This window comes from Paenarthrobacter sp. Z7-10 (genome assembly GCF_026932795.1).
GTDB lineage: Bacteria > Actinomycetota > Actinomycetes > Actinomycetales > Micrococcaceae > Arthrobacter_M.
In genome coordinates this window covers 1-20,696 of sequence record NZ_JADPVH010000065.1, presented here as the reverse complement: position 1 = coordinate 20,696, position 20,696 = coordinate 1, and the positions used below count along the sequence as shown (strand labels likewise).

23 protein-coding genes are annotated in these 20,696 nt (G+C 63.6%); 15 read left to right on the top strand and 8 right to left on the bottom strand.

The window, feature by feature from the left end:
• Together IV498_RS16095 and IV498_RS16090 are read left to right on the top strand one after the other, a co-directional pair.
• Window positions 1-142 (top strand): transposase (locus tag IV498_RS16095; protein ID WP_269048067.1); only part of this gene is annotated, 142 nt, incomplete at its 5' end.
• Between the two features lie 32 nt (window positions 143-174).
• Complete coding sequence (locus IV498_RS16090) at window positions 175-318, top strand: hypothetical protein (RefSeq protein WP_269048106.1); 144 nt, start codon at window positions 175-177, stop codon at window positions 316-318.
• A gap of 21 nt (window positions 319-339) precedes the next feature.
• Here the strand turns inward: IV498_RS16090 and IV498_RS16085 are convergent, their stop codons facing one another.
• Complete coding sequence (locus IV498_RS16085) at window positions 340-1,359, bottom strand: LacI family DNA-binding transcriptional regulator (protein WP_269048105.1); 1,020 nt, start codon at window positions 1,357-1,359, stop codon at window positions 340-342.
• Window positions 1,360-1,565: 206 nt separating this feature from the next.
• Between IV498_RS16085 and IV498_RS16080 the strand changes: the two genes are divergently transcribed.
• The gene (locus IV498_RS16080) at window positions 1,566-3,482 is read left to right on the top strand and encodes a glycogen debranching N-terminal domain-containing protein (protein WP_269048104.1); all 1,917 of its coding nucleotides are present in this window, start codon (window positions 1,566-1,568) and stop codon (window positions 3,480-3,482) included.
• Window positions 3,483-3,576: 94 nt separating this feature from the next.
• On the opposite strand, the gene IV498_RS16075 is transcribed toward IV498_RS16080, so the two are convergent.
• From IV498_RS16075 to IV498_RS16065, 3 genes are all read right to left on the bottom strand, one after another.
• A complete protein-coding gene (locus tag IV498_RS16075) occupies window positions 3,577-4,533 on the bottom strand; it encodes a hydrolase (protein ID WP_269048103.1) in 957 nt (318 codons plus the stop codon).
• 207 nt (window positions 4,534-4,740) lie between these two features.
• A complete protein-coding gene (locus IV498_RS16070; protein WP_269048102.1) occupies window positions 4,741-4,983 on the bottom strand; it encodes a GNAT family N-acetyltransferase in 243 nt (80 codons plus the stop codon).
• A 6-nt stretch (window positions 4,984-4,989) separates the two neighbouring features.
• Window positions 4,990-5,250, bottom strand: a complete 261-nt coding sequence (locus tag IV498_RS16065) for a hypothetical protein (protein WP_269048101.1) — start codon at window positions 5,248-5,250, stop codon at window positions 4,990-4,992.
• A 266-nt stretch (window positions 5,251-5,516) separates the two neighbouring features.
• Between IV498_RS16065 and IV498_RS16060 the strand changes: the two genes are divergently transcribed.
• From IV498_RS16060 to IV498_RS16050, 3 genes are all read left to right on the top strand, one after another.
• Window positions 5,517-5,846, top strand: a complete 330-nt coding sequence (locus tag IV498_RS16060) for a hypothetical protein (protein ID WP_269048100.1) — start codon at window positions 5,517-5,519, stop codon at window positions 5,844-5,846.
• Window positions 5,843-6,094: a hypothetical protein gene (locus IV498_RS16055; RefSeq protein WP_269048099.1), complete on the top strand. Its 252-nt coding sequence runs from the start codon at window positions 5,843-5,845 to the stop codon at window positions 6,092-6,094. The genes IV498_RS16060 and IV498_RS16055 overlap by 4 nt, the downstream gene beginning before the upstream one ends.
• A 64-nt stretch (window positions 6,095-6,158) precedes the next feature.
• The gene (locus IV498_RS16050) at window positions 6,159-6,647 is read left to right on the top strand and encodes a hypothetical protein (RefSeq protein ID WP_269048098.1); all 489 of its coding nucleotides are present in this window, start codon (window positions 6,159-6,161) and stop codon (window positions 6,645-6,647) included.
• 156 nt (window positions 6,648-6,803) lie between these two features.
• On the opposite strand, the gene IV498_RS16045 is transcribed toward IV498_RS16050, so the two are convergent.
• Both IV498_RS16045 and IV498_RS16040 read right to left on the bottom strand, forming a co-directional pair.
• Window positions 6,804-7,343: a maleylpyruvate isomerase family mycothiol-dependent enzyme gene (locus IV498_RS16045; RefSeq protein ID WP_269048097.1), complete on the bottom strand. Its 540-nt coding sequence runs from the start codon at window positions 7,341-7,343 to the stop codon at window positions 6,804-6,806.
• Window positions 7,344-7,353: 10 nt separating this feature from the next.
• On the bottom strand, window positions 7,354-8,448 hold the full coding sequence (locus IV498_RS16040; protein WP_269048096.1) for a zinc-binding dehydrogenase: 1,095 nt from the start codon (window positions 8,446-8,448) through the stop codon (window positions 7,354-7,356).
• Between the two features lie 214 nt (window positions 8,449-8,662).
• Between IV498_RS16040 and IV498_RS16035 the strand changes: the two genes are divergently transcribed.
• From IV498_RS16035 to IV498_RS16025, 3 genes are all read left to right on the top strand, one after another.
• Window positions 8,663-9,406 (top strand): response regulator transcription factor, encoded by a 744-nt coding sequence (locus tag IV498_RS16035; RefSeq protein ID WP_269048095.1) that lies wholly within the window; start codon window positions 8,663-8,665, stop codon window positions 9,404-9,406.
• Between the two features lie 44 nt (window positions 9,407-9,450).
• The gene (locus tag IV498_RS16030) at window positions 9,451-10,938 is read left to right on the top strand and encodes a sensor histidine kinase (RefSeq protein ID WP_269048094.1); all 1,488 of its coding nucleotides are present in this window, start codon (window positions 9,451-9,453) and stop codon (window positions 10,936-10,938) included.
• A 65-nt stretch (window positions 10,939-11,003) separates the two neighbouring features.
• On the top strand, window positions 11,004-11,486 hold the full coding sequence (locus IV498_RS16025; RefSeq protein ID WP_269048093.1) for a hypothetical protein: 483 nt from the start codon (window positions 11,004-11,006) through the stop codon (window positions 11,484-11,486).
• A gap of 116 nt (window positions 11,487-11,602) precedes the next feature.
• On the opposite strand, the gene IV498_RS16020 is transcribed toward IV498_RS16025, so the two are convergent.
• Window positions 11,603-12,157, bottom strand: coding sequence for an EamA family transporter (locus IV498_RS16020; protein ID WP_269048092.1), 555 nt, complete (start codon window positions 12,155-12,157; stop codon window positions 11,603-11,605).
• A 562-nt stretch (window positions 12,158-12,719) separates the two neighbouring features.
• On the opposite strand from IV498_RS16020, the gene IV498_RS16015 reads away from it, so the two are divergent.
• From IV498_RS16015 to IV498_RS15995, 5 genes are all read left to right on the top strand, one after another.
• Window positions 12,720-13,367 (top strand): hypothetical protein, encoded by a 648-nt coding sequence (locus IV498_RS16015; protein WP_269048091.1) that lies wholly within the window; start codon window positions 12,720-12,722, stop codon window positions 13,365-13,367.
• 111 nt (window positions 13,368-13,478) lie between these two features.
• On the top strand, window positions 13,479-14,240 hold the full coding sequence (locus IV498_RS16010; protein WP_269048090.1) for a YcnI family copper-binding membrane protein: 762 nt from the start codon (window positions 13,479-13,481) through the stop codon (window positions 14,238-14,240).
• Window positions 14,241-14,715: 475 nt separating this feature from the next.
• Window positions 14,716-16,299: a S8 family peptidase gene (locus tag IV498_RS16005; protein ID WP_269048089.1), complete on the top strand. Its 1,584-nt coding sequence runs from the start codon at window positions 14,716-14,718 to the stop codon at window positions 16,297-16,299.
• A 111-nt stretch (window positions 16,300-16,410) separates the two neighbouring features.
• Window positions 16,411-17,781: a hypothetical protein gene (locus IV498_RS16000; RefSeq protein WP_269048088.1), complete on the top strand. Its 1,371-nt coding sequence runs from the start codon at window positions 16,411-16,413 to the stop codon at window positions 17,779-17,781.
• A 72-nt stretch (window positions 17,782-17,853) separates the two neighbouring features.
• Window positions 17,854-18,441, top strand: a complete 588-nt coding sequence (locus IV498_RS15995; protein ID WP_269048087.1) for a DoxX family protein — start codon at window positions 17,854-17,856, stop codon at window positions 18,439-18,441.
• Between the two features lie 56 nt (window positions 18,442-18,497).
• Here the strand turns inward: IV498_RS15995 and IV498_RS15990 are convergent, their stop codons facing one another.
• Complete coding sequence (locus tag IV498_RS15990) at window positions 18,498-19,526, bottom strand: M12 family metallopeptidase (protein WP_269048086.1); 1,029 nt, start codon at window positions 19,524-19,526, stop codon at window positions 18,498-18,500.
• Between the two features lie 282 nt (window positions 19,527-19,808).
• On the opposite strand from IV498_RS15990, the gene IV498_RS15985 reads away from it, so the two are divergent.
• Window positions 19,809-20,696: hypothetical protein (locus tag IV498_RS15985; RefSeq protein WP_269048085.1), on the top strand; the 888-nt coding region annotated here is incomplete at its 3' end.

The following is a 20,696-nucleotide window of genomic DNA, read 5'->3' as shown; positions in this document are numbered from 1 at the left end:
GAACGGCCCCACCGAAGCGATCAATGGGAGACTCGAACACCTGCGCGGCTCCGCCCTCGGCTTCCGGAACCTCACCAACTACATCGCCAGATCCCTTATGGAATCCGGCGGATTCAGACCGAAACTACACTCTCAATTCTGAAGAGCCACTTATCGGCGCTCCGGCATCTTTTTGTGGCACCCGGCGAACTGTTGGCTCCGCTGAATCCCGAGCCGCAAGCGGTGAGCATCAGTGCCGCCACCGCCGTCGTGGCCAGTGCCAGCCGCGGGGATGTGCGGCGCTTCCAGGCTGGAGTGTTTTCAGTCTTCATTGTCTGATCCTTTTTCCTATCGGTAAAATTACTGGGTAAAACGTTGCAGGTCACGGAGTTCGAGTTTCGGTGCCAAAAGGACGGGTTCCGGACGGCCTCCGGGTTCCTGCAACTGGCGCAGCATCAATCTGATGACTTCGCGCGCGGCAGCCCTCACGAGTTGGGAGATACTCGACACTCCCACGGCGGCGGCAACCGGCGTGTTGTCGAAGCCGATAACCGATGCAGCGGCGTCCGGATGGTGCGACTGCCAAAGGTATGCGCTGGCGCCCAGTGCCAGCGAATCACTGGCACAGATGAACGACGTGGCGCCACGGCCCAACAGTTCGGCGGCGCCTGTCGACCCGGCGGGGACGGAATCATCGCCGGCACAGCGCAGTGCCGACCAACCATCCGGGATGCCGGCAGCCGTCATGGCCTCCACCCAGCCCATCCAGCGATCGTCTCCGACGCCGGACCCCGCGGGCCAGCCAAGGAACGCGATCTGCTGGTGCCCTTGCGCAAGGAGATGCTCCGTCGCCTCACGGACGCCGCTCCGGCCATCAACGTCCACCCACGAGTGCTGGGAAAGAACCGGTTTTCCCGCGGTATTCCAAGGGCGTCCGAAGGTGACGAACGGCACCTCATGTTCGGTGAGCCAGACGGTCCGTTGGTCATCGCGGTTGGTGCTCGTGAGGACGAAGCCATCAAGATCGGCAACACTGAGCAATTCCTCGTAGCGGTGGATTTCCTGCTCGTCCGTATCGGCGCAGAACAGCGTCAGCCGGTAGCCGCGATCCTGGGCCGCTTCAGTGAGGCCGTGCAGGAAACCATCCAGCACTGCACCGTTTACGCCGTCGCTGGCTGCTGGCCGCAGACGCATGCCAAGGTTCATTGACGTACGGTTCCGCAACTGCCGGGCTGCCGAATTTGGCCGGTAGCCGCTGCGGGCAATCGCCTCCACCACGCGGACGCGGGTTTCCTCCTTGACCCGGGAGGGGGCATTGAGGACATTGGAAATGGTCTGCCGGGAAACGCCCAATTCCGCTGCGAGGGTCACCAAAGTCACTCGTTCCGCCATTATCTGCGCTCCCCCTTGACCGCGTTCCTGACCACATCAATTGACCTCGTGATTACCGGGGCTTTTGCTGCTGCACGATTTCTGCCATGATTTCCTAAAGAATATGAACGTTCAAATAGTCTGTCAACGGTTCCCGCCAAATCCCTCCTGATTCATGTCAGCGGGGATCAGCGGCCGTCGTAAGGAGACCACCCATGGCACCCCCACAGCCCTACCTGCATGATCTGTCCGCCGTAATCGCCGCGCCCATCCAGGCATGGTCCGCGTCGGACGGACAAATCCGCGGGTCTGGCGCACAGGGTATCTACTGCTCCGACACACGTGTTGTTTCAGAGGCAGTTGTCAGCGTCAATGGCGTCGAACCGGAGTGGGTGTCAACACAAACGTCATCGGCGGATACCGTGAGCTACCTCAGCTTTCTCCACACTGAGGCAGCCGTCGCGGACCCCCTCGTGTCCTTTCGAAGGACCCGGACTGCGACGCCGGCAGGGATAACGGAGCGGTTCCAGATCGCTTCGGCCTTGGACACAGCAACAGGCTTCACGGTGCTGATCCGCCTGTGCGCGGACGATTCCGCCATTGCGGAAATCAAGCAGGGCAAACATTCGCCCGGACCGGTCGCAGCCGCAGCCTGCGGTTGGCAGTGGCGCGACGAAACCACCGAACTGGCTCTCGGCACCAGCGGGAATCCGGAAATCAACGCGGCCGGATCGGCCGTCACGCTGGCTTGGCATGTCGACGTACCGGCGGGCGGGGGAACGGAATTCAGTTGGACCATCGCTATTCGTGACGCCAGCGCGCCGATGATCGCCCCCAGCACCGCTCCCCTGGAGATGCACACTGGGGCTGGTGATCCGCTGTCCCAACTCCTCCGTCACGCCATCAGCGACCTCAACGCACTGCGGCTCGCCGACCGAACGTCCCCGCAAGACACGTTCCTGGCCGCGGGTGCGCCATGGTTCCTTACAATGTTCGGACGTGACTCGCTCATTGCCGCCCGGATGCTGTTGCCCATCGACACCATGTTGGCAGGGGGCACCCTGCGCGCATTGGCCAGCCGACAGGGCACTGTGACCAATTCGGAGACGGCGGAGCAACCAGGGAAAATCCTGCACGAGATACGTCGGGATGCCGGCGTGATCTCTGACGCCGGCAGTCTTTCCCTGCCACCGGTCTATTTCGGCACCATAGACGCCACACTGCTCTGGATTGTCGTGCTGCACGATGCGTGGCAGGCCGGCCTGCCTGAAGCTGAAGTGAAGGCGCTGCTGCCAAATTTGGAGCGGGCCCTGATATGGCTGCGCGACTTTGGCGACTCCGACGGAGACGGATTCCTGGAATATCTGGATACAAGTGGGCACGGATTGGCCAATCAAGGGTGGAAGGACAGCGGCGATTCCATCCGCTGGCGCGACGGCCGATTGGCCGATGGGCCCATCGCCCTGTGCGAAGTCCAAGGCTATGCCTATGCAGCAGCTCAGGCCGGCGCCACGTTGCTGGAAGCCTTCGGGATGGAGGACAACCAGACGGGAAATACCCCGAAGCAGTGGCGCCGCTACGCCAATGCCATGTCGGAACGGTTCCGCGCCAGCTTCTGGTGCACTGACCAGGATGGACCATATCCCGCCATCGCCCTGGATGCGGCCAAACGTCCGGTTGACTCGGTGGCAAGCAATATGGGCCATCTGCTGGGAACAGGAATTCTTAATCCCGAAGAAACCAGGACCGTGGTGCGCCGCTTGATGGACCCGGCTATGTTCTCCGGCTTCGGTATCCGCACCGTATCGACCAAGGACGCCGCCTACTGGCCCACCCGCTATCACGCCGGATCGGTCTGGACCCATGACACAGCTGTCATCATCAGCGGCCTGCTCGCAGACGGCTATACGGCCGAAGCGCTGACTCTCGCGCAGGGTCTGTTGAAGGCCGCCGACGGGTTCGACTGGCGCCTTCCGGAGCTTTTCTCGGGCCACGGCGTTAATGAGGTGTGGCCGCCTGTACCCTACCCTGCCTCCTGCAGGCCACAGGCTTGGGCGGCCGCATCGGCAATTCCGATTGCGCAAGCATTCGGGCAAATCCCGGTGCTGCGAACGGCCTCTCGGGTGGCGTAGTTGTGAAATGCCTGCGCCGAACTGGAACCCCGGCGGATGAAGCTGGAACGCTGCCGCTGGTCTAAGCGCGTTGTGGGCAGAACGCCGTTAGGGTTCAAGCTCCGGCATCGGCCTCGCCGCGGATCCACCGGATATACCGGCGGAGCGACATGTCCACAACATCGTGGGCAGCCGAATCAATGCGGGCAAAGGCACTATAGATCCGGTCGAATTCCAGTGGCATCACGGTATCGAGGATTCTGCGCACGGCCGGCTCCGACAGCGGGATATTGTTCACGTAGCTCCGCATGGCGTTCACCGATTTGCGGTCGGCGCCAACCGCAATCGTGTCCCCGGTCAGCAGCACGCCCGGCCGGCCGCCGCCGTGCGGTCCGCTGTCGCCGTTCCCACTGTCGTGCCGGCCGCCATCGCCGTCCCCACCGTAGTGCCGGCCACCGTCGCCGTCCCCACCGTCGTGCCAGCCGCCGTCGCTGTCGTGCCGGCCGTCGTCGTCGTCGTCGTCGTGCCAGTGGATCACGCTGCTGCCGGCGAAGTGGCCGCCGCACTGATGCATGCGAACGCCCGGAAGGAGGTCGCAGGAGCCAGTCCACAGGCGGATGACGGCGTCCGGGCGCCTGATCCATTCCTGATCCGCGGCGGCAACATAAACGGGCGCGCCGCCGAAGGCATGGCTCCACTGAATCGATGAGCCGATCAGGTGTGGATGGCTTGCCGCGATGACGGCGATGCCGCCAAGGGCAGCTATGGCTGCCACGCCGGCAGCATCGATGAATCCGGGTGGCTCCCAGAGCAAATTACCGTGCCGGGTGCGCAGCAAAAGCCCGCGCTGGCCGATTCCCAGCCGCGGTTCACAGTCGACGGCGTACAGATCGTCCTCAAGTTCGCGCACGGTGATCCGATGGCCGGCGGATTCAAGCTCCTGCCTTGTGGTCCAACGCTGACCGCCGGGCGGCACAAACTGTCGCTCATCCGCACAGATCCCGCAAATTGCCGGCGGTGCCGCAGTATCCGCATGTTCGATGGCGCAGGTGGCACAGGTCCAGACCGTCATGTTCCTCCTTGACTGCCCTTGGGAACGCCCCGGTGAAGCAGTTCCCGGCAGCTACAGTGTAAGGCGGCCGGAAACGATGGCTAAGTGCCGGATGGTGGAAACCGGCGGGAGTCCTTCGGTGCGAACTTCGACGTCCATCGAGTTCCGGTACCCCTGGTTCCCTCGGATGCTCCGGGACGATGGCGGAGCGGGAACGGTCGACGGCGCTCAGGACTGAGGTGCCAGCCGCACCAAGAGGGTGTCCGAGCCTCCGTTCCGGCCCACCTTGACGAAGCCCAAACGGTCGTAAAGCGCCCGCGCGCGGTTGCCGTCCTCCACACTGAGGCTGATTGCCCGCAGCCCGTGCGAACGTGCCAATGCCAGGAGCGCTGTCATCAGCGCGGTGCCAGTGCCGGCGCCGCGGTGGTCCGGCAGCATGCCGATGGTGAGTTCCGGGATATCGGCGGCCACAAAACCTTAACCCGCATCGTCGGCAGTGAAGGTTCGGCACCATGCCGCACCGACGCCGGTTCCTGCCTCTGTCTCGGCGACGACGCCGAAGTCCCCGCCGCGCATCCAACCGTCGAGGTAATGCGACAGTTCTGGTTTGGAGTGGAGCTGTTCGCGGGTGAGCCGCCCGTCCCCACGCCAATTCATCGCCTCAAAAGCTGCAGCCGCCAAGATCGCCGCATCGTTGGCGGCAGCCGGGCGGATCCTTACTTCGCCATCCATGCTCATCAGGCTAGCTCAAGCACCATTGTCAGTCATTTCCTCCCCGCGGCCCGCCTCCCCGCCGCCTCCTCACCGCCCGCGAAGCCTGCCTCAACCGCCGCGAAGCCTGCCTCAACCAGCCGGAGCCGGGAACGACGACGACGACGCTGGCTTTGCAGCGGTCCGGCCGCCGGCGAGCCTCTTGCATGCTACTTGCATGCGCTGGGCCTCGCCTTGTAGTCTTTCTGTGGCTCAAGACGGTGGCCATGGAACCTTCATTTTCGGAGTACCCCGTGGACCACAAACTGCATGTACTCGTTCGGCTCGACGTCGATTCCACCGCTGCCGTTCTCGAAGTCTCAGGTTGTCTCACCGAGAGCAACTGTCCGGCCCTTCTGCCCATTATTCGCCGCGCGGCAGTCTTGGTGGAGGGTTTGTGCGTGAAAGTCGACCTGCAGCAAGCCAAGCATATTGACCTCGCTGGCCTGCGGGCACTGCAACTGCTGAGCACCGGGCGGCAACCGAAAGCCGCTGGTGGTGACGTGTCATTCACCATCACCTCGCCCGCGGTCCTTCCCGCTTGCCCTCCCGAGACCACAATCCCCATCGAGGTGGCGGCATGACCGCAACTCTCTCAACTCGGGCAACGGGCGTCGTGAGCGCCGGGCTGATCCATTCCGCGGATCCGGCATCCTTGAGCACCGCCGACTTACTCGCGCTGTGCGACCGGCTGTACCGCCGGCTCGACAGCGATTTTCCCTCCGGAGACATCCGCGCCGGCTATGACCAAGCAGCCGCCGAGCTGCACGCGCGCGAGGAAACCCGGAATGCGTCGACACCGGGAGGCACCGTTGCCGGCCATCCAGAATAATCGGTCCACGAGCCGGTACGAACTTTACGATAACGGTGCTCTTATCTGCTTCCTCCAGTATCGGATGAGTGGCGAAGAACTCTGGTTTCTCAGCACTGTCATGGTCAAGAGTGCCGCTGCGGAGGTGGCTAACAGTACGGCCAATGTTCCCGTGACTGTTTTGATTAAGGGTGCCATGGAGGACGCCTATCGGAGCCGGGTTGCTGTCCTGCCGTTCTGCCCGCTGATCCGGGAATACATGTTCGCCCACCCCGTTTACCTGACGCTGATCCCCGAGACTTGGCGCGCCCGATTCCCGCCCCTCGGACCGGCAGCGGGACACGCGGCGGGAAAAGGTGGAAATCGGCGGGTGAGCGAGCCGCAAGACGCCTCCATGGCGGCCCGCCGTGCCGTGATGCACCGTGCTCAAGGCGTGGCCCCGCGGGTTCGTATGGAACCGGTTCGTAAACGCGCCGCCCAGCGCGCCACTGCGGACGCGCGACGGCGCGAGTTGGATCCCGATCCAACACCAGTTCCAGACGATGAGGCAGACCTTCCCACAACGGCCGCCTAAACCAGGAGCCCCGGCGGGAACAGAGGGGGGCACCGGTGGCGTCAAAGCTCCCGAGGAGCCTTAGCGCCACAATCGGCTTCTCCTGAAGCAGACGACATAGCCGGATCCCAGTCTCAACAAAGCTGAGCGTCAGGTACCAGTCTGGGCAACCACCAGCTAAGTTGCGGACTCCCGGCTGAGCCGGCTCCGCAGTTTCTCCACACCCTCTCCGGTCAGTTCATCGATCGCCGCCGAGCGCCCGGAGAGCGTGACAATGAGGGCGGACGCGGTACCGGCAACGGGAAGTCCGCCGCCCGATGACCAGCCGGTGTCGGTGGAGCGAAACTGCAATCCGTCGACCAGCCCGGACTTGGCGAAACGCGCGAGCTCGGGCAATGCAGCGTTGGCGCTTTCGGCATTGGTTTCGGTCCGTATGCCCAGCGGCCGCCGGATGTCTTCGCCATGCGCCAGAAGGTGGCACAACGGAGCGGTTTCTCCGGCCCCGGGCACGTTGAACTTCACGGATGTGGTGGCGGCCAGCGAGGTGATCAGCTCCTGACCGGTTCGCCGATCTCGGCGTGCCCAGCGGTCGGCGAGGCGATCAAAGTTGAATCGGGCAGCGATCAGCCGGACCACAAACCCGGGCACCGAGAGTTCGTACGGCATGAGCAGGTGCGCCGCGACGTCACGAACGCTCCAGCCGGGACGGCGAGGCACGGCGAGCGCATCAACCGAGACCGGGCAGTATGGAAACTTTGACCGAATCGCCGGAGGAATCACCTACCAGGTCCAGCGCCTGCTGGAACTTCTCCAGCGGGAACTGATGCGTGCAGATATCCTCGATCGGCAACTTCCCATCCTCAAGCAGTTTGATAGCGGCCGGCCAGCAGTGCGGGCCCAGGTGTGCGCCCAGGACATTCAGTTCCTTATCGTCGGAGATGATCGACCAGTCGACGCTCGCCTGGTCCTTAAACACGGAGTACTCCACGTAGGTGCCGAGCTTGCGCAGCAGGTCAAGGCCCTGGGCGACGGCGGACGGGTGGCCCGTCGCTTCAATGTAAACGTCGGCGCCATAGCCCTCGGTCAGGTCCTTGATCTGCTGAACGGCATCGACCCGGCTGATGTTGAATGTCACGTCCGCCCCGCATCTGGCGGCCAGATCAAGTTTCTCCTCCACCATGTCCAAGGCGATAATCTTCAGTGGATTCTTTTCCCGTGCGCCGGCAATGGCGCTCAGGCCGATTGGGCCGGCTCCGGCGATGACGACGATGTCGTTAAAGTGGATGTCTGCCCGTTCCACCGCGTGCATGGCACAGGAAAGCGGCTCGGCGAATGCGGCGTGCTGGGGTGCGAGATCCTTGGACACTTTGTGCGCGATCGCACGCTCCGGAACCAGCATGTATTCCGCCATGGCGCCGTCGAAGCCCTTAAAGCCGAACATGTCGTGCGGGGCGCACATCCAGTAGGCCCCCATCCTGCAGTAGCGGCATTCCCAGCAGGGCACGATCTGCTCGCAGGCGATCCGGTCGCCGTCCGCTACGTTGTGGTGGCGAAAGGCCCGCTCATCGCCGGCCACGATGGTCCCGGCGAACTCGTGGCCCGGGGTGCGGCCCTTCTCCGCCCAGGCCGGGCGGTGCTCATCGCCCCAAAACTTGGCAGCACCGTGGTAGCACTTCAAATCGCTGGCGCAGACCCCCACGGCCTCAACCCGCATCAGCATCTCGCCGGGGCCCGGGACTGGAACGCGGATCTGTTCGAGCCGGTAGTCCCCCGGTCCGTGGACGACGACGGCCCGCATGGTTGCTGGAATCGACTCAGACATTTGTGTACCTCCAGTGGTTGTGCCACGTGCCTTATCCCACCCACCCTAGCGAGTTCGGGCAGTTCCCTGCCCTGCACCGACCGCCGTCGTGTCCGGCTCCGCCACAGCCGACCGCCGTCGTGTCCGCCGCCGGCGTGATGTACGTCTAAGCACTCACAGCCGCTCCACAGCCAAAGCTCAGCTCCGGCCATGGCACTTCCCAGAAGGTTGGAGCATGGCCACTTCCCGCTCCTTCAGCCCGCATCTTCCACTGCTGACCCACCCCGACGGATCAGCCATCAGGGCGCTGGTCGTCGACGACGAGCCTAGCTTGGCCGATCTAATGAAAATCGGGCTCCGCATGGTCGGCTGGGAGGTGCGGGTGGCCCATGAAGGCAACCATGCGGTCAGGGTCGCGCGCGAGTTCCGCCCCGACGTACTGGTGCTGGACGTCATGCTGCCGGGTTTCGATGGCGTGGAACTGCTGGGCAAGATCCGCAAATTCGCCCCGGGGGTCCCAGCCCTTTTCCTCACGGCCAGGGACGCCGTCGAGGATCGGGTTACCGGATTGGCAGCCGGCGGCGATGACTACGTCAGCAAACCCTTCAGCATGGAGGAAGTCCTGCTCCGGCTGCAGCGCATCGTGCAACGGTCCGGAGTGGCGGCCGCCGACGCTGCGGAGCTGGTGGTTGGGGATCTGGTCATGAACCAGGACACCAGGGAAGTAACCCGAGGCGGCGAGACAATACCCGTTACCACCACCCAGTTCGAGCTGCTGCGGTACCTGATGGAAAATCCCCGGCGCGTGCTCAGCAAGGCCCAGATCCTGGACCGGGTTTGGAATTACGACTTCGGTGGTCAGGCCAACATCGTCGAGCTCTACATTTCGTACCTCCGGAAGAAAATCGAAGTCAATCGACCGCCGATGATCCACACCGTCCGTGGCGCAGGCTACGTCCTGAAACCAGCGGAGCAATGAGCCGGAGGTTCGGTCCTGTCCTGCCTTCAGAACGGGTGCACGGGATGAGGTGGGGACGGTGGCATCTGCGCACCAAACTGGTGCTCGCAACGATGGGACTGCTGACCGCCATCTGTTTCATCGTGGGTGTGGTCAGCTACACGGCGATGAGCGTCTCGCTGAACGCCCAGCTCAACGCCACTTTGCAGCAGGCCGCCAGCCGCACCACCGACTTCAGCAACAAGTCTCCGCAGCATGGCTCCGAAGGCGCTGCGCCGGATTTGCTCAACGCCCGCGGAACGGGGGTCGGTCAACTGAATGCGAGGATTTCCAATGGGACTCTCGCCAGTGCCGGGATGCTGGCCCCTGACCTGACGCGGACTCCGCTCACCCGGGCAGATGCGGCCATTCTGGCTGCGGTGCCCACGGATGGTTCGCTGGTGGATCGGGCGCTCTCCGCCGGCGCGTACAGGCTCACGGCCAGTGCAGCTCCGGATGGGGATGTCATCGTCACGGGCTTACCGCTGGCGGCAGACGACAAGATCCTGGCAGCACTGGTCTGGACCATTGTTTTGGTCTCGCTGGCAGGTCTGCTCGCGTTGGGCCTGGCCGGGACGGCCGTTATCCGCCGGGCTATGAAGCCACTCGAGCAGCTCTCGGACGTCGCCACACGCGTATCAGAGCTGCCCCTCGATGCCGGTGAGGTGGCGTTGGCGCTGCGGGTGCCGCCTGCCGCAGCCAATCCGGGCACCGAAGTGGGCAACGTCGGCTACGCGCTGAACAAGATGCTGGACAACGTCTCCAATGCCCTGGAGGCCAGGCAGCGCAGCGAAACAAAAGTCCGCCGCTTCGTTGCCGACGCCAGCCACGAACTGCGGACGCCGCTGACAGCCATCCGCGGCTACACGGAGCTGATGCGGATGACCGAACGGCTCAGTCCCGAGGGCACGAAGTCGCTGAGCCGGGTTGAGTCCCAGTCCAAACGCATGGGATCACTGGTGGAGGATCTACTGCTGCTGGCCCGGCTGGATGAGGGACGTGCAATGAACCTGCAGCAGCTGGACCTGGCAGAAATTGTGATGGAAAGTGTCGGCGACATCCAGGTCATGGCCAAAGACCACCGCTGGCGGCTCAACATGCCCAACGGGCCGATCCAGGTCCGCGGCGACAAGAACCAACTGCGCCAGGTGATGATCAACCTGCTCACCAATGCATACAAGCACACGGACCCCGGCACCAGCGTCACTGCTTCGGTCACCCGGATCGCCGACGGTTCCGCGCTCGTGACAGTTACGGACACTGGCCAAGGCATAGCGCTGGACTTCCAGGACAAAATCTTCGACCGCTTCGCACGTGCTGATGCGGCACGTTCGGGTACAGCGGGCACCACCGGCTTGGGCCTGTCAATTGTTGACGCCATCGTCAGGGCTCACGGCGGCCGAATCGAACTCACCAGCAAGCCGGGACGGACGCAATTCGCCATCCGGCTTCCCTCGGGCAGCGGCACCGCAGCCGCACAGCCTCTGCACAAGAAAACTAAAGTTGTTCCATAGACTGCCGGACCACGATGGTACTACTCCCTTCCATCCAGGGAATTCACCACCATAAGGAGTACCTCGTGAAAGACCTCAAGAAGAAAGCACTGACAGGGCTCGCGCTCGCAGCTTTGTTCGGCGCAGGGGCGCTCAGTGCCGTGGCGCTGCCGGCAAGCGCAGCCGGAACCACCACGGTCAGTCCATCTGCGGCCGCCTCCAGCGACCCGGGCGCTTCAGGCTCCGGGTCTGCGTCCGATCCGGCACCTTCCGCACCTGATTCCGCACCGGATCCCTCGAAAGGAGGGCACCGGAACAACGGTGTCACAGAGGTTCTGCTGACTGGGAGCACCGCAGCCAAGGTCAAGGCAGCCGTCTTGGCAGCGGAGCCCGGGGCCACCTTCCAGCGACTGGAAAACGATGCTGAAGGCGCAACCTATGAGGCTCACATACTGACCTCCGCCGGAACCGCTGCCACCGTGAAACTCGACGCGTCCTTTAGGGTGACCGCCACGGAAACCGGCGGCCCGGCCGACGGCCATCGCGGGACTCCGGGGTCCAACGGCTGATCTGGGGACCGAACGACAGTGGGGTGGATGCCCCCAGCGGGCATCCACCGCTGGAGCGTGACCCCAGCCCGTGCTTCGCACGCATCCTGGTGGCGGACGGAATGAGGCGCACCGCATCAGCGATCCTGCTGCTGACCGGCGTCGGCCCCTGGCGCGGAAACCGTACGGGCAGGCTGGGTCGTTGGACGTAAGGCCGGAAAGCGTCCTTGTTCGGCGGCAATTCCGATAATCACGATAAAGGCTCCAAGGGGTTCATTCCAGCTCACGGTCTCGCCCAGCACCACGACTCCCAGCGCCACTCCGACAACCGGAGTGAGGTAGGTGACGGCGGAGGCGTTGGTGGCGCCCCAGGCGGCGACAACATTCGTGTTCCATACATACGCCAGCCCGGTCCCGAACATCCCCAGGGCGGCGACACTGCCAATCACCGGCCACGTCAGGTTGATCGCCGCCGATGGGGTGAACGGAGTCAGCGCCAGCATAATCGCTGCGCCCAGCCCAACCTGGACGGTGGCCAATGCGGCGAGCGCAACCAGGGTGGTCATCAAGGGAGTCGCTGCGTTGTAAATGCTGGCCAGCCCCGAGGGAACACGCTGTTCGGCCCACGCGAAGAGAAGGAACGGAATGACGCACAGCAGTGCTGAAACCACAGCCAGATGCGCCCACACCATCGGTTCCCGTGGCGGCTGACCAGCGAAACGACCACCAATGCCGCAAGCCCACACAGCAGCCGCCCAAGCACTACCTGTGCCGGTGACAATCCCTGCAGCCCGATCTTGATGAACAGGAAACTGGCACCCCACACCAGAGCCAGCATCGTGAACTGGCAAATACTCCGACCCCGCGTCGACCACGTTGTTTCACCAGTAACTCCCATCTTGCTGGTCGGCAACCTTCATCGGCAACTCCCGTATTGCTTGGTCGGCAACCTTCATCGGCGCACATAGTGCAAACGCCGGCCGGGGCGAAACTGTGAGCTCCGGCTTATGGAATCCACTGCCATCCCGGTACGGCCATTGCTGACCCATCGAAACACGAACCGGTTACGAATGCTCAGTGATCCTTCCCATTGGATGGCCCTTAAGCAGGTCGTGGCACGGTGGGGAGGACGGCAATGAGACCATGGGAAAGCATCCATGCGGGCCGAGGTTTGGCACGCGGGCAGAAATCCGCCACTGACACGGGCGGGCAGTTGCGGGAATAAACCGCCGACGACGAGGGAAGGTAATGGCCATGACTGCCGCTCCTTTCCGTTTGCTGCGGGTGGGGATTGTCGGATTCGCCATCCTGGCCCTGGCCGCAGGAGGACACCTCGCTGCAGGCGGCCAGCTGCCCGGCCCGGCCATCATGGCAGCCCTGGCGGCCATCACCTTGATTCCGGTGGCACTGCTGACCCGGAGCAAACTCTCTTTTCCCGTGCTGCTGGCCCTGCTGGAAACAGGTCAGCTCGTCCTGCACACCGCCTTCTGCAGCCTGACGCGGCAGGTCCCGACGGGTCCTGCTATGGCTGGCCTGCCCGCTTCCGCCATGCCGGACATGATGATGCCCGGCGTCGAACCCGATTGGGGCGGGACACCGACCGCGGCCGTGATGGCCGTGCTCATGCCGGGGACAGGGATGGCACCGCTTTGGGGTCCGGCCATGATCGGCGCCCACCTGCTGGCAGTCATCGCCACCGCGGCGCTGCTGGCGCGCGGCGAACAGACCCTGTGGAACCTCGTCGAAGCCCTGCGGCCACTTCTCGGCCTTGCGCACCGACCAGTCATCGTCCACACACCCACGGTCCCAACCGGACACGCCCACTCTCCGCGCCCGACCGGCCACGGGCATTGGCGTCTGCCCGCCTTGCGCGGTCCACCTGCCCTGCCCCAATCGGCCTGAACACCCCGTCTTTCTAAGGTCCCGGGGTGCCGGCCGCGAGCCCGCAGCTTCCACCCCTCCCCCGACGTGAACGGGCCGGTCCCGCCGGTCCCCCCGTGAAAGGCAACTCCCGTGAATACCTCTTTGCACCGCGCCCTCAAAACCACCGCCGCCACCGTGGCCACCGCAGCCCTGCTGGCCTTCGGTGCCTCCGCGGCCTCCGCCCATGTTAAGGTCGCCGCGGACGATCCCGCTGCCGGCGGCTACACCCACCTGACCTTTAATGTGCCGAACGAATCCCCCGCGGCCAAAACCAGCAAGGTCCAAGTCACACTGCCCACCGACACCCCCTTCACCTCGGTCTCTGTCAAACCCCTCGAGGGCTGGACGGAAAAAGTCATCACCAGCGACCTGCCCAAACCGGTCACGATCAAGGGCAGCACCGTGACCAAAGCCGTCAGCTCCATCGTCTGGACCGCGGATGCGGCCCACCAACTCGGCCAAAACCAGTACCAAGCCTTCTCCCTGTCCGTCGGTGTGCTGCCCGCCGCCGGCACCACCGTCACCCTTCCGGCGACCCAAACCTACACCGACGGATCAATCGTCAAATGGGACCAGAAAGCCAGTGACGGACAGGCCGAACCTGAGCACCCCGCACCGTCCTTCGTTACAACGGCCGAAGACGGCGCCGCGCCCAGCACCCCTGCCGCCAGCGATCCGGCAACTGCCCAAGCTTCAAGCCAAGCAACCGCGGACCAGATAGCGCCCGCTGCGTCCACCACATCCACCAACACCAACTCCACCCCCGCCTGGATCGGACTCATCGCGGGCCTGCTCGGCCTGATCGCCGGAATCACCGCGCTGATCCGCACCAGGACAACGCAAAAACGCTAAACGCCAGAGGCTCCCAAGGAGCCGGCACCCGGTTCGCGGGATGCCGGCTCCTTCAGTTCAACCTCAACTCTCTCTTCAGCCACAGAGCCGGGGCGCCGAGTGTACCGCCGAGATGCAGCCGCATCCTGGATTGCCTGCACCACCGCGATGGCCGCCACTGTCGGTTGCAGAGCACGGCCACGTCGAAGGAACCATCGCCCTACATCCGCGCCCTGGCGCGAGGTTCGCCGTCGACCGCCAGACTTCCAAGCTGGGCCTTTGCCGGGCTTTTTGTTATCGCCAAGCATCCCCTCCTCCATCCCATCCCCGCACACCGTCATCCGGTCCCCGAGGCCTCGACTTTCAACCGCCGGAGGACTACATTCTGGATACCCGTTACTTTCGCCCGGAAATCCGACGGACAGCCGCCCACCCGTCGTGCGGACGCGCCGGAACTGAGTGAGGTACCGAAAACTGGCCCGGGCGGAGGAATCGGATGGATTCGACATCAGAATCGGGGGCTGCCGACGACGGCGCTCATGACGGTCAATTGCCCGACTCGGATACCCGGAACAAGCGCAGGGGCTTCACACCCGAAGTTCTTGACAGCACCGCCATTGCCATTCCGCTCCTGCGGATCATTCGAAAGGAGCTCAAGCGTTCCGCCGCGGCGCGAGCGGCGGGAACGAACTATGTTCCGCCGCTTTTGGACGTCATGATCGATCTCAACCTCGAACACGAGCACGGCCGCGACAAAGCCGCGGACCTGCTGCGCACCCTGATCCCACGGGCCATCGAGAGCGCTGGACAGGACAAGGGCCGACAGGGCATCGACGCGGTCAGCCCGATGAACAGCCAATACGTCGTCGCCCAGCTCGAGCCCGCCGTCATCAGCGCCCTGGTGCAGCTGGACCGTCAACCGGCAACGGGCGAATCGGTGCAGGCAAACCGCAGGTCCATCTTCAGGATTTGGCCAGATTTCGAGATCAATAAACTCACCAACAAATCCGTCAGCACCGTGAAGGCTGACGCCGCCCGGGTGTCATTCTCGGCATTTGGCGAAAACATCGTTTGGGCCGTTGTTGATTCCGGCATCGACGAAAAGCACCCGCACTTCGAGAAATACCACAACCTTCGGCTCAAACTGCCACTCAGGCACCGGGACTTCACCGACTCGGGTAATCCTCTCAGCGACGAATTCGGTCATGGAACGCATGTGGCCGGGATCATCGCCGGAGCCATGGCGGAGGGACAAAAAATATACGCGATGGCCAAGCGGCGGGACGAGCACGGCGAGACCGCCTACGATCCCACTGAGATCACCGCCATCAGTGGAATGGCGCCCAAGTGCAAACTGCTCAGCCTCAAGGTCCTTGACGACAAGGGGCAGGGCCGGGTCAGCCGGGTGATCGCGGCCCTGGAGGAAATACAGCAGGTCAACGGCTACGGCCGGAACATTCAAATCCACGGTGTCAATCTAAGTGTGGGGTATGAGTTTCAGCCGGAGTGGTTCGCCTGCGGTCAAAGTCCGCTCTGCATAGAAGTCGATCTGCTGGTCCGCTCCGGGGTGGTGGTTGTGGTGGCGGCGGGTAACACAGGCTACGGCTACAACCGGGACAAGTTCAAGGGCATGGTTGCCGCAGGTCTGGATCTCACCATTAATGATCCGGGAAACGCCGAACGCGCCATCACTGTGGGGTCCACACACCGGGAAAGCCCGCACGTCTACGGCGTTTCGTATTTTTCCTCCAAGGGCCCGACGGGGGACGGCCGGCTGAAGCCGGACTTGGTTGCTCCCGGGGAGAAAATCATGTCCTGTGCCGCCGGCGCCTCCAAGGAGAAGGCCAAACGGGCGGCCCAGGTGAAACAGTGCGACTACGTGGAGGACAGCGGCACCAGCATGGCGGCGCCGCATGTGTCGGGAGTCATCGCGGCATTCCTGTCGGTCCGACGCGAATACATCGGGAAAACCGATGAGGTGAAGGAAATCTTCGTTTCGTCGGCAACAGATCTCAAACGCGACAGGAACTTCCAAGGGCACGGCATCGTCGATCTTATGCGTGCCATTCAATCCGTATGACGCTGTCTCTATAACACTGTCCGTATGACGCTGTCTCTATAACACTGTCCGTATAACGCTGCATGCATAACACTGCATGCATAACACTGACTGTAGAACGCTGGAGGAAAAATGCCGGACCTGTCAGGATTCCCATACTTTGAGGTGCAGTTCACGAAGGACGGCGCCATCGCGTCCTCGGAGCAAGCTGCGGCGCTGAAAAACCGTCTGCTCGCGGGCAGTACGCCGCCGGACCTGCTGGTACTGGCGCACGGCTGGAACAACAGTTCGGAGGAGGCGCTGCGACTTTACACCGGCTTGCTGGCACAGCTGCGCAGTGAGATGGATGCCGGACATGGTCTTCAGGGCCCCGCGGACTGCATTGTGGCGGGCATAATCTGGCCCTCCAAAAAGTTCGCCGATGCGCAGCTGGGTGACAGCGCGGCCGCTTCCCTGTCCGAGGCCGTCACGGACCAGGATCTGCTGGACCAAATCGGCACACTCGCGGAAATCTTCGACGACGCGGAGAAGCGCCAGAAGCTGGAGTCACTGAAAGCGCTGATACCGAAGCTGGAGGACAGCCCGCACGCGCAAACCGAGTTTGCTGATCAAGTGCGGTCCCTGCTCGGCGCGGACGCTAAGGAGGGTTCCCGGGAGGACGCGTCCAACACCTTCTTCAAGCTGTCCGGACTGGATCTGCTGGAGCGCCTCGGTAATCCGGCGGACACGGACGAAACGAACGTTCCCGGTCCGGATTCCGGCAGCGGGGACGATGCGCTGGACGGGCTGGGCGGAGCGGCCGATCTTGATGACAGCACTCCGGCGGGTGGAGCGGCAGGCTTTGGCGACTTCCTGACCGGCATTAAGGCAGCGGCCCGAAACCTGCTCAATTACGCGACGTTCTACCAAATGAAGGACCGTGCGGGAACAACCGGCGCCTCGGGTGTCAATCCGATGCTGCGTGAACTTGTCCAGGCCTGTCCCGGACTGAGGATCCATCTGGTGGGACACAGTTTCGGAGCCCGGTTGGTAACGGCGGCTGTGGCCGGATCGGATACAGCTTCCGCCATCAAACCACACTCCGTGGTCCTGTTGCAGGCCGCGTTTTCGCATAACGGATTCAGCGCCAACTTCGATGGCAAGGGAGGTGTGGGAGCCTTCCGGCGAGTGCTGGCAGATGGACTGATCCAAGGGCCTGCCCTCGTCAGCTACACGCATAACGACCGCGCCGTTGGGCTGGCCTATCCGCTCGCCTCCCTGATTTCCGGCACGAATGCCGCCGCGGTGGGGGACGAGAACGATCCATTTGGAGGCTTGGGCCGCAACGGCGCGCAGCACACGGCCGAGTCAGTACCCGGAGTACTGCTCGGCGTCGAAAACACTTACACATTCGAGCGGGGAAAAATGTACAATCTTCGCGCTGATGACGTCGTGGCCAACCACAGCGACATCGTCCACCCCGAGATTGCGCACGCCATGCTCGCCGCCATGGCGGCGCACTGATCGCCGGACCCGAGCAAACACCCGCACGAGTGTTACCGCACCCCGCTCCCATTCAAATCAGGAAGGACTCCCATGAGTTCCGCGACAAACAGCTCCGCCACCACCGCCGCCCGGACCCTGTTCCGGGTCGCCCTTGGTGGCGTTCTCGTGGCGCACGGATCACAAAAACTCTTCGGCTGGTTTGGCGGCGGCGGCATCGAAGGTACCAGTCAGGGCATGCATGCCATGGGTTTCCGCCCAGCCAAATCCAGTGCGGTTCTCGCGGGGCTGGGAGAAGCGGGCGCCGGACTCGCCCTCGCGCTGGGTCTGGCCACACCGGCCGCCGGTGCCGCAGCGGCGACCACGATGGGAGTGGCGGCCAGCGTGCACGCGCCGAACGGTTTCTTCGCCACCGACGGCGGCCTGGAATATCCAGCGGTCCTCGGCCTTGCGGCGGTGTCTTTCGCCTTGGGAGGGGCGGGCAAAGTCTCCCTTGATTCCCTTACGGGCCACCTTTTTGACCGACCATGGATGCGGGTTGCGGCCTTAGCCGTGATTCCCGCAGCCATCGGCATACAGCTCTCGCGCCGAAGCAAAACGCTGGCTGCCGACGCATCCAGCACGGCCGCCGCCGCGGCCAATGCCCCGGAGTCCGCCGACCCGGTCCCGCCGGAGGCCTGACCCGGTCCAGCCAGTTTCCTTGAACGCTGGACCCCCGGCCCGAGCCAGCGCCGGATTCACCAGTACATGACAGCCGTCTGCCCCGACGCACCCGCCCAGTAGAGCCGGATCCGGGCCACGTAGTTCCGGCCTTGGAACAGCTTGACCGAAATGGTGGCGTTGCGGTCGGTGCCGCTGTCGTCGTCGCCCGCGAGGAACCGCAGCTCCTCGCCCACTTTCTCGAAGAGCACCAAAACCGTATCCGCCGAGCCGAACGTTGCCAGCTGGTAGCTGCGGGATTCCGTTGGTTCAATGCTGAAGTCCGCCTGGCTACCAGCGGCCAGCGACAATGGCGCGGACTGGAACGGCTGCAGCACCGGCAGGCTCTGGCCCATGGCCGGGTAGAACTTCTTCACCCATTCCTTGTCCGCACCGGAAAGGCCGCCGGCCGGATTCAGGCCGCCCTGGAACCGGGCCGGTTCCTTGATCAGTCCGGCGGGGAACCAATATTCCATCACGGAATCCGGATCCCAGCTGGAGCCCTCCACCTCGCTGGCATCAATTTTTTTCAGCACATTCTGGGTTGTCTGGTCGGCCGACCAGAAGTTGGGTGAGCCCTCGAAGTAGCTGTAGACCTTGGGCTCATCCCAGACGATGCCGGCGAAAGGGTTCTGGTGTTCGTGCGGCATGCCCAAGGTGTGGCCGATTTCGTGCAGCGCCGTCGTGTGGCCGTAGTCGTCCGTGAGGTCCCAGCCGAAATTCATCGTCAATTCGGTGGCGGCGATGCCGAGCACATCCCGGCCCACGTAAGACCAGGATCCGTCGGCCTGATCGAATCCGATCCGCACCTCCGCCTCGCTGCGATCTGTTACCTCCGTAAACTCCAGTCCGATGGGCAGGTCCTTCCACTCCTTGAACGCGTTCCGGACGGCCTGGCGCTGCGGCTCCGGTCCGTCCAGGAACCAGTAGTGCAGCAGTGTGCCGTTCACCCACTTACTGGCTAACAGGCGTATGAGCCTGGCCCGATTGGGTGCCAGGTCCGGCCGCAGCATTGGAACGGAACGTGGCTTCAAATCACAGTGCGGGCGGGCGGCTGGCTCGGTCATGACTATCTCCTTCACTGGGGGACGGCGGTGCAGGTCTGCGCCCTGTCCGGATTTGTCCCGGGAATACTGGCGGGAACAGTCAACCCGCCACTCCATTACCCGACCGTTACAGCCGCATATGCCGGAGCGGACAGGAGTCCCGAGGCGCCAGTAACGCGCCGATAATCGGGCCTTTCCTAGAGTGACATCACCGCCTGGCCCTTCCAGCCCGACAAGGCCGGCCGAAGCGGACGCACCACGTGCAGGAAAACAACCACTCAGCACCCAACGTAAGGAACGGCAATGAAGAAGATCAAGACAGAGACCGACAGAGTGCTCGAACAACTCGTGGCCGAGCGGCGCGAGGAAGTTATGCGGCTGCAAAGCGCGCAGTCGGATCAGCTGCGGGACGTGGAGAGCAACGGACAGGACCGGCTGGCGGAGCTGGCGGACAGCCTGCCCCAGGACATCGCCGATGTGCTCAAGAACCAGGAGAAATCCCACGAAGAGTTGAGCACCAAAGCCAGGGAACGAGACGCCGCATTCGGCGCGAAGATGGCGGCGTCGTCGTCGGCGGAGAGGTCCACGACGCTGCATCCAGGGTCCGGGACGGGAAGTCTGGGCGCCATCAATGCGGCGGCGCTGGGCTGGTACACCCCGTATTACGGCACCCTGCACGGTTCGGACGGCAGCATTTACTGGCAGGGATACAACCCGGGGAGCATTGATGCCTCGGTCGTCGCGAACGGCGGCGGTTCCGGACTCTTCGGAACCGGTGCCGGATCCTTCACTGTGTACATGGACTGGTGGTTCACCTACCGGCCCACCGAGAACCGCAACTATTCCCACACCGTGTCCGTACCGTTCAACGGGTTCTACATTGTGCGGGCGGACGACGGCTTCTGGGATTCGAAGGAGGCGCACGCCCGCATTGATCTCTCGGCGGTGGGCTACCAGTACAACTACAAAGCCACCGGCTCGGCCAACGTGTTCGACCTCAGCAACGACAACATCAACGTCAACGACCGCTTCGACGGCTGGCGGACGCTCTATTACTCGGATCTGCTCGGTGCGGACCAGGCGTACCTGCGGGTGACCACCTCACTGTACGTCTATGCCCGCGGAGGCGGCTCCACTGCCACGCTGAACTTCAGCGACGGTGCCGCCAACTACCTCGGCGTTCCGTGGGTC

Excerpts from the sequence above, each read along its gene's own strand:
- IV498_RS16005 (WP_269048089.1), top strand. The coding sequence starts at position 14,716 with ATGGATTCGACATCAGAATCGGGGGCTGCCGACGACGGCGCTCATGAC.
- IV498_RS15995 (WP_269048087.1), top strand. The coding sequence starts at position 17,854 with ATGAGTTCCGCGACAAACAGCTCCGCCACCACCGCCGCCCGGACCCTG.
- IV498_RS16075 (WP_269048103.1), bottom strand. The coding sequence starts at position 4,533 with ATGACGGTCTGGACCTGTGCCACCTGCGCCATCGAACATGCGGATACT.
- IV498_RS15990 (WP_269048086.1), bottom strand. The coding sequence starts at position 19,526 with ATGACCGAGCCAGCCGCCCGCCCGCACTGTGATTTGAAGCCACGTTCC.
- IV498_RS16015 (WP_269048091.1), top strand. The coding sequence starts at position 12,720 with ATGACTGCCGCTCCTTTCCGTTTGCTGCGGGTGGGGATTGTCGGATTC.
- IV498_RS16030 (WP_269048094.1), top strand. The coding sequence starts at position 9,451 with ATGAGGTGGGGACGGTGGCATCTGCGCACCAAACTGGTGCTCGCAACG.
- IV498_RS16050 (WP_269048098.1), top strand. The coding sequence starts at position 6,159 with ATGAGTGGCGAAGAACTCTGGTTTCTCAGCACTGTCATGGTCAAGAGT.
- IV498_RS16020 (WP_269048092.1), bottom strand. The coding sequence starts at position 12,157 with ATGGTGTGGGCGCATCTGGCTGTGGTTTCAGCACTGCTGTGCGTCATT.
- IV498_RS16000 (WP_269048088.1), top strand. The coding sequence starts at position 16,411 with ATGCCGGACCTGTCAGGATTCCCATACTTTGAGGTGCAGTTCACGAAG.
- IV498_RS16080 (WP_269048104.1), top strand. The coding sequence starts at position 1,566 with ATGGCACCCCCACAGCCCTACCTGCATGATCTGTCCGCCGTAATCGCC.
- IV498_RS16040 (WP_269048096.1), bottom strand. The coding sequence starts at position 8,448 with ATGTCTGAGTCGATTCCAGCAACCATGCGGGCCGTCGTCGTCCACGGA.
- IV498_RS16035 (WP_269048095.1), top strand. The coding sequence starts at position 8,663 with ATGGCCACTTCCCGCTCCTTCAGCCCGCATCTTCCACTGCTGACCCAC.
- IV498_RS16065 (WP_269048101.1), bottom strand. The coding sequence starts at position 5,250 with ATGAGCATGGATGGCGAAGTAAGGATCCGCCCGGCTGCCGCCAACGAT.
- IV498_RS16055 (WP_269048099.1), top strand. The coding sequence starts at position 5,843 with ATGACCGCAACTCTCTCAACTCGGGCAACGGGCGTCGTGAGCGCCGGG.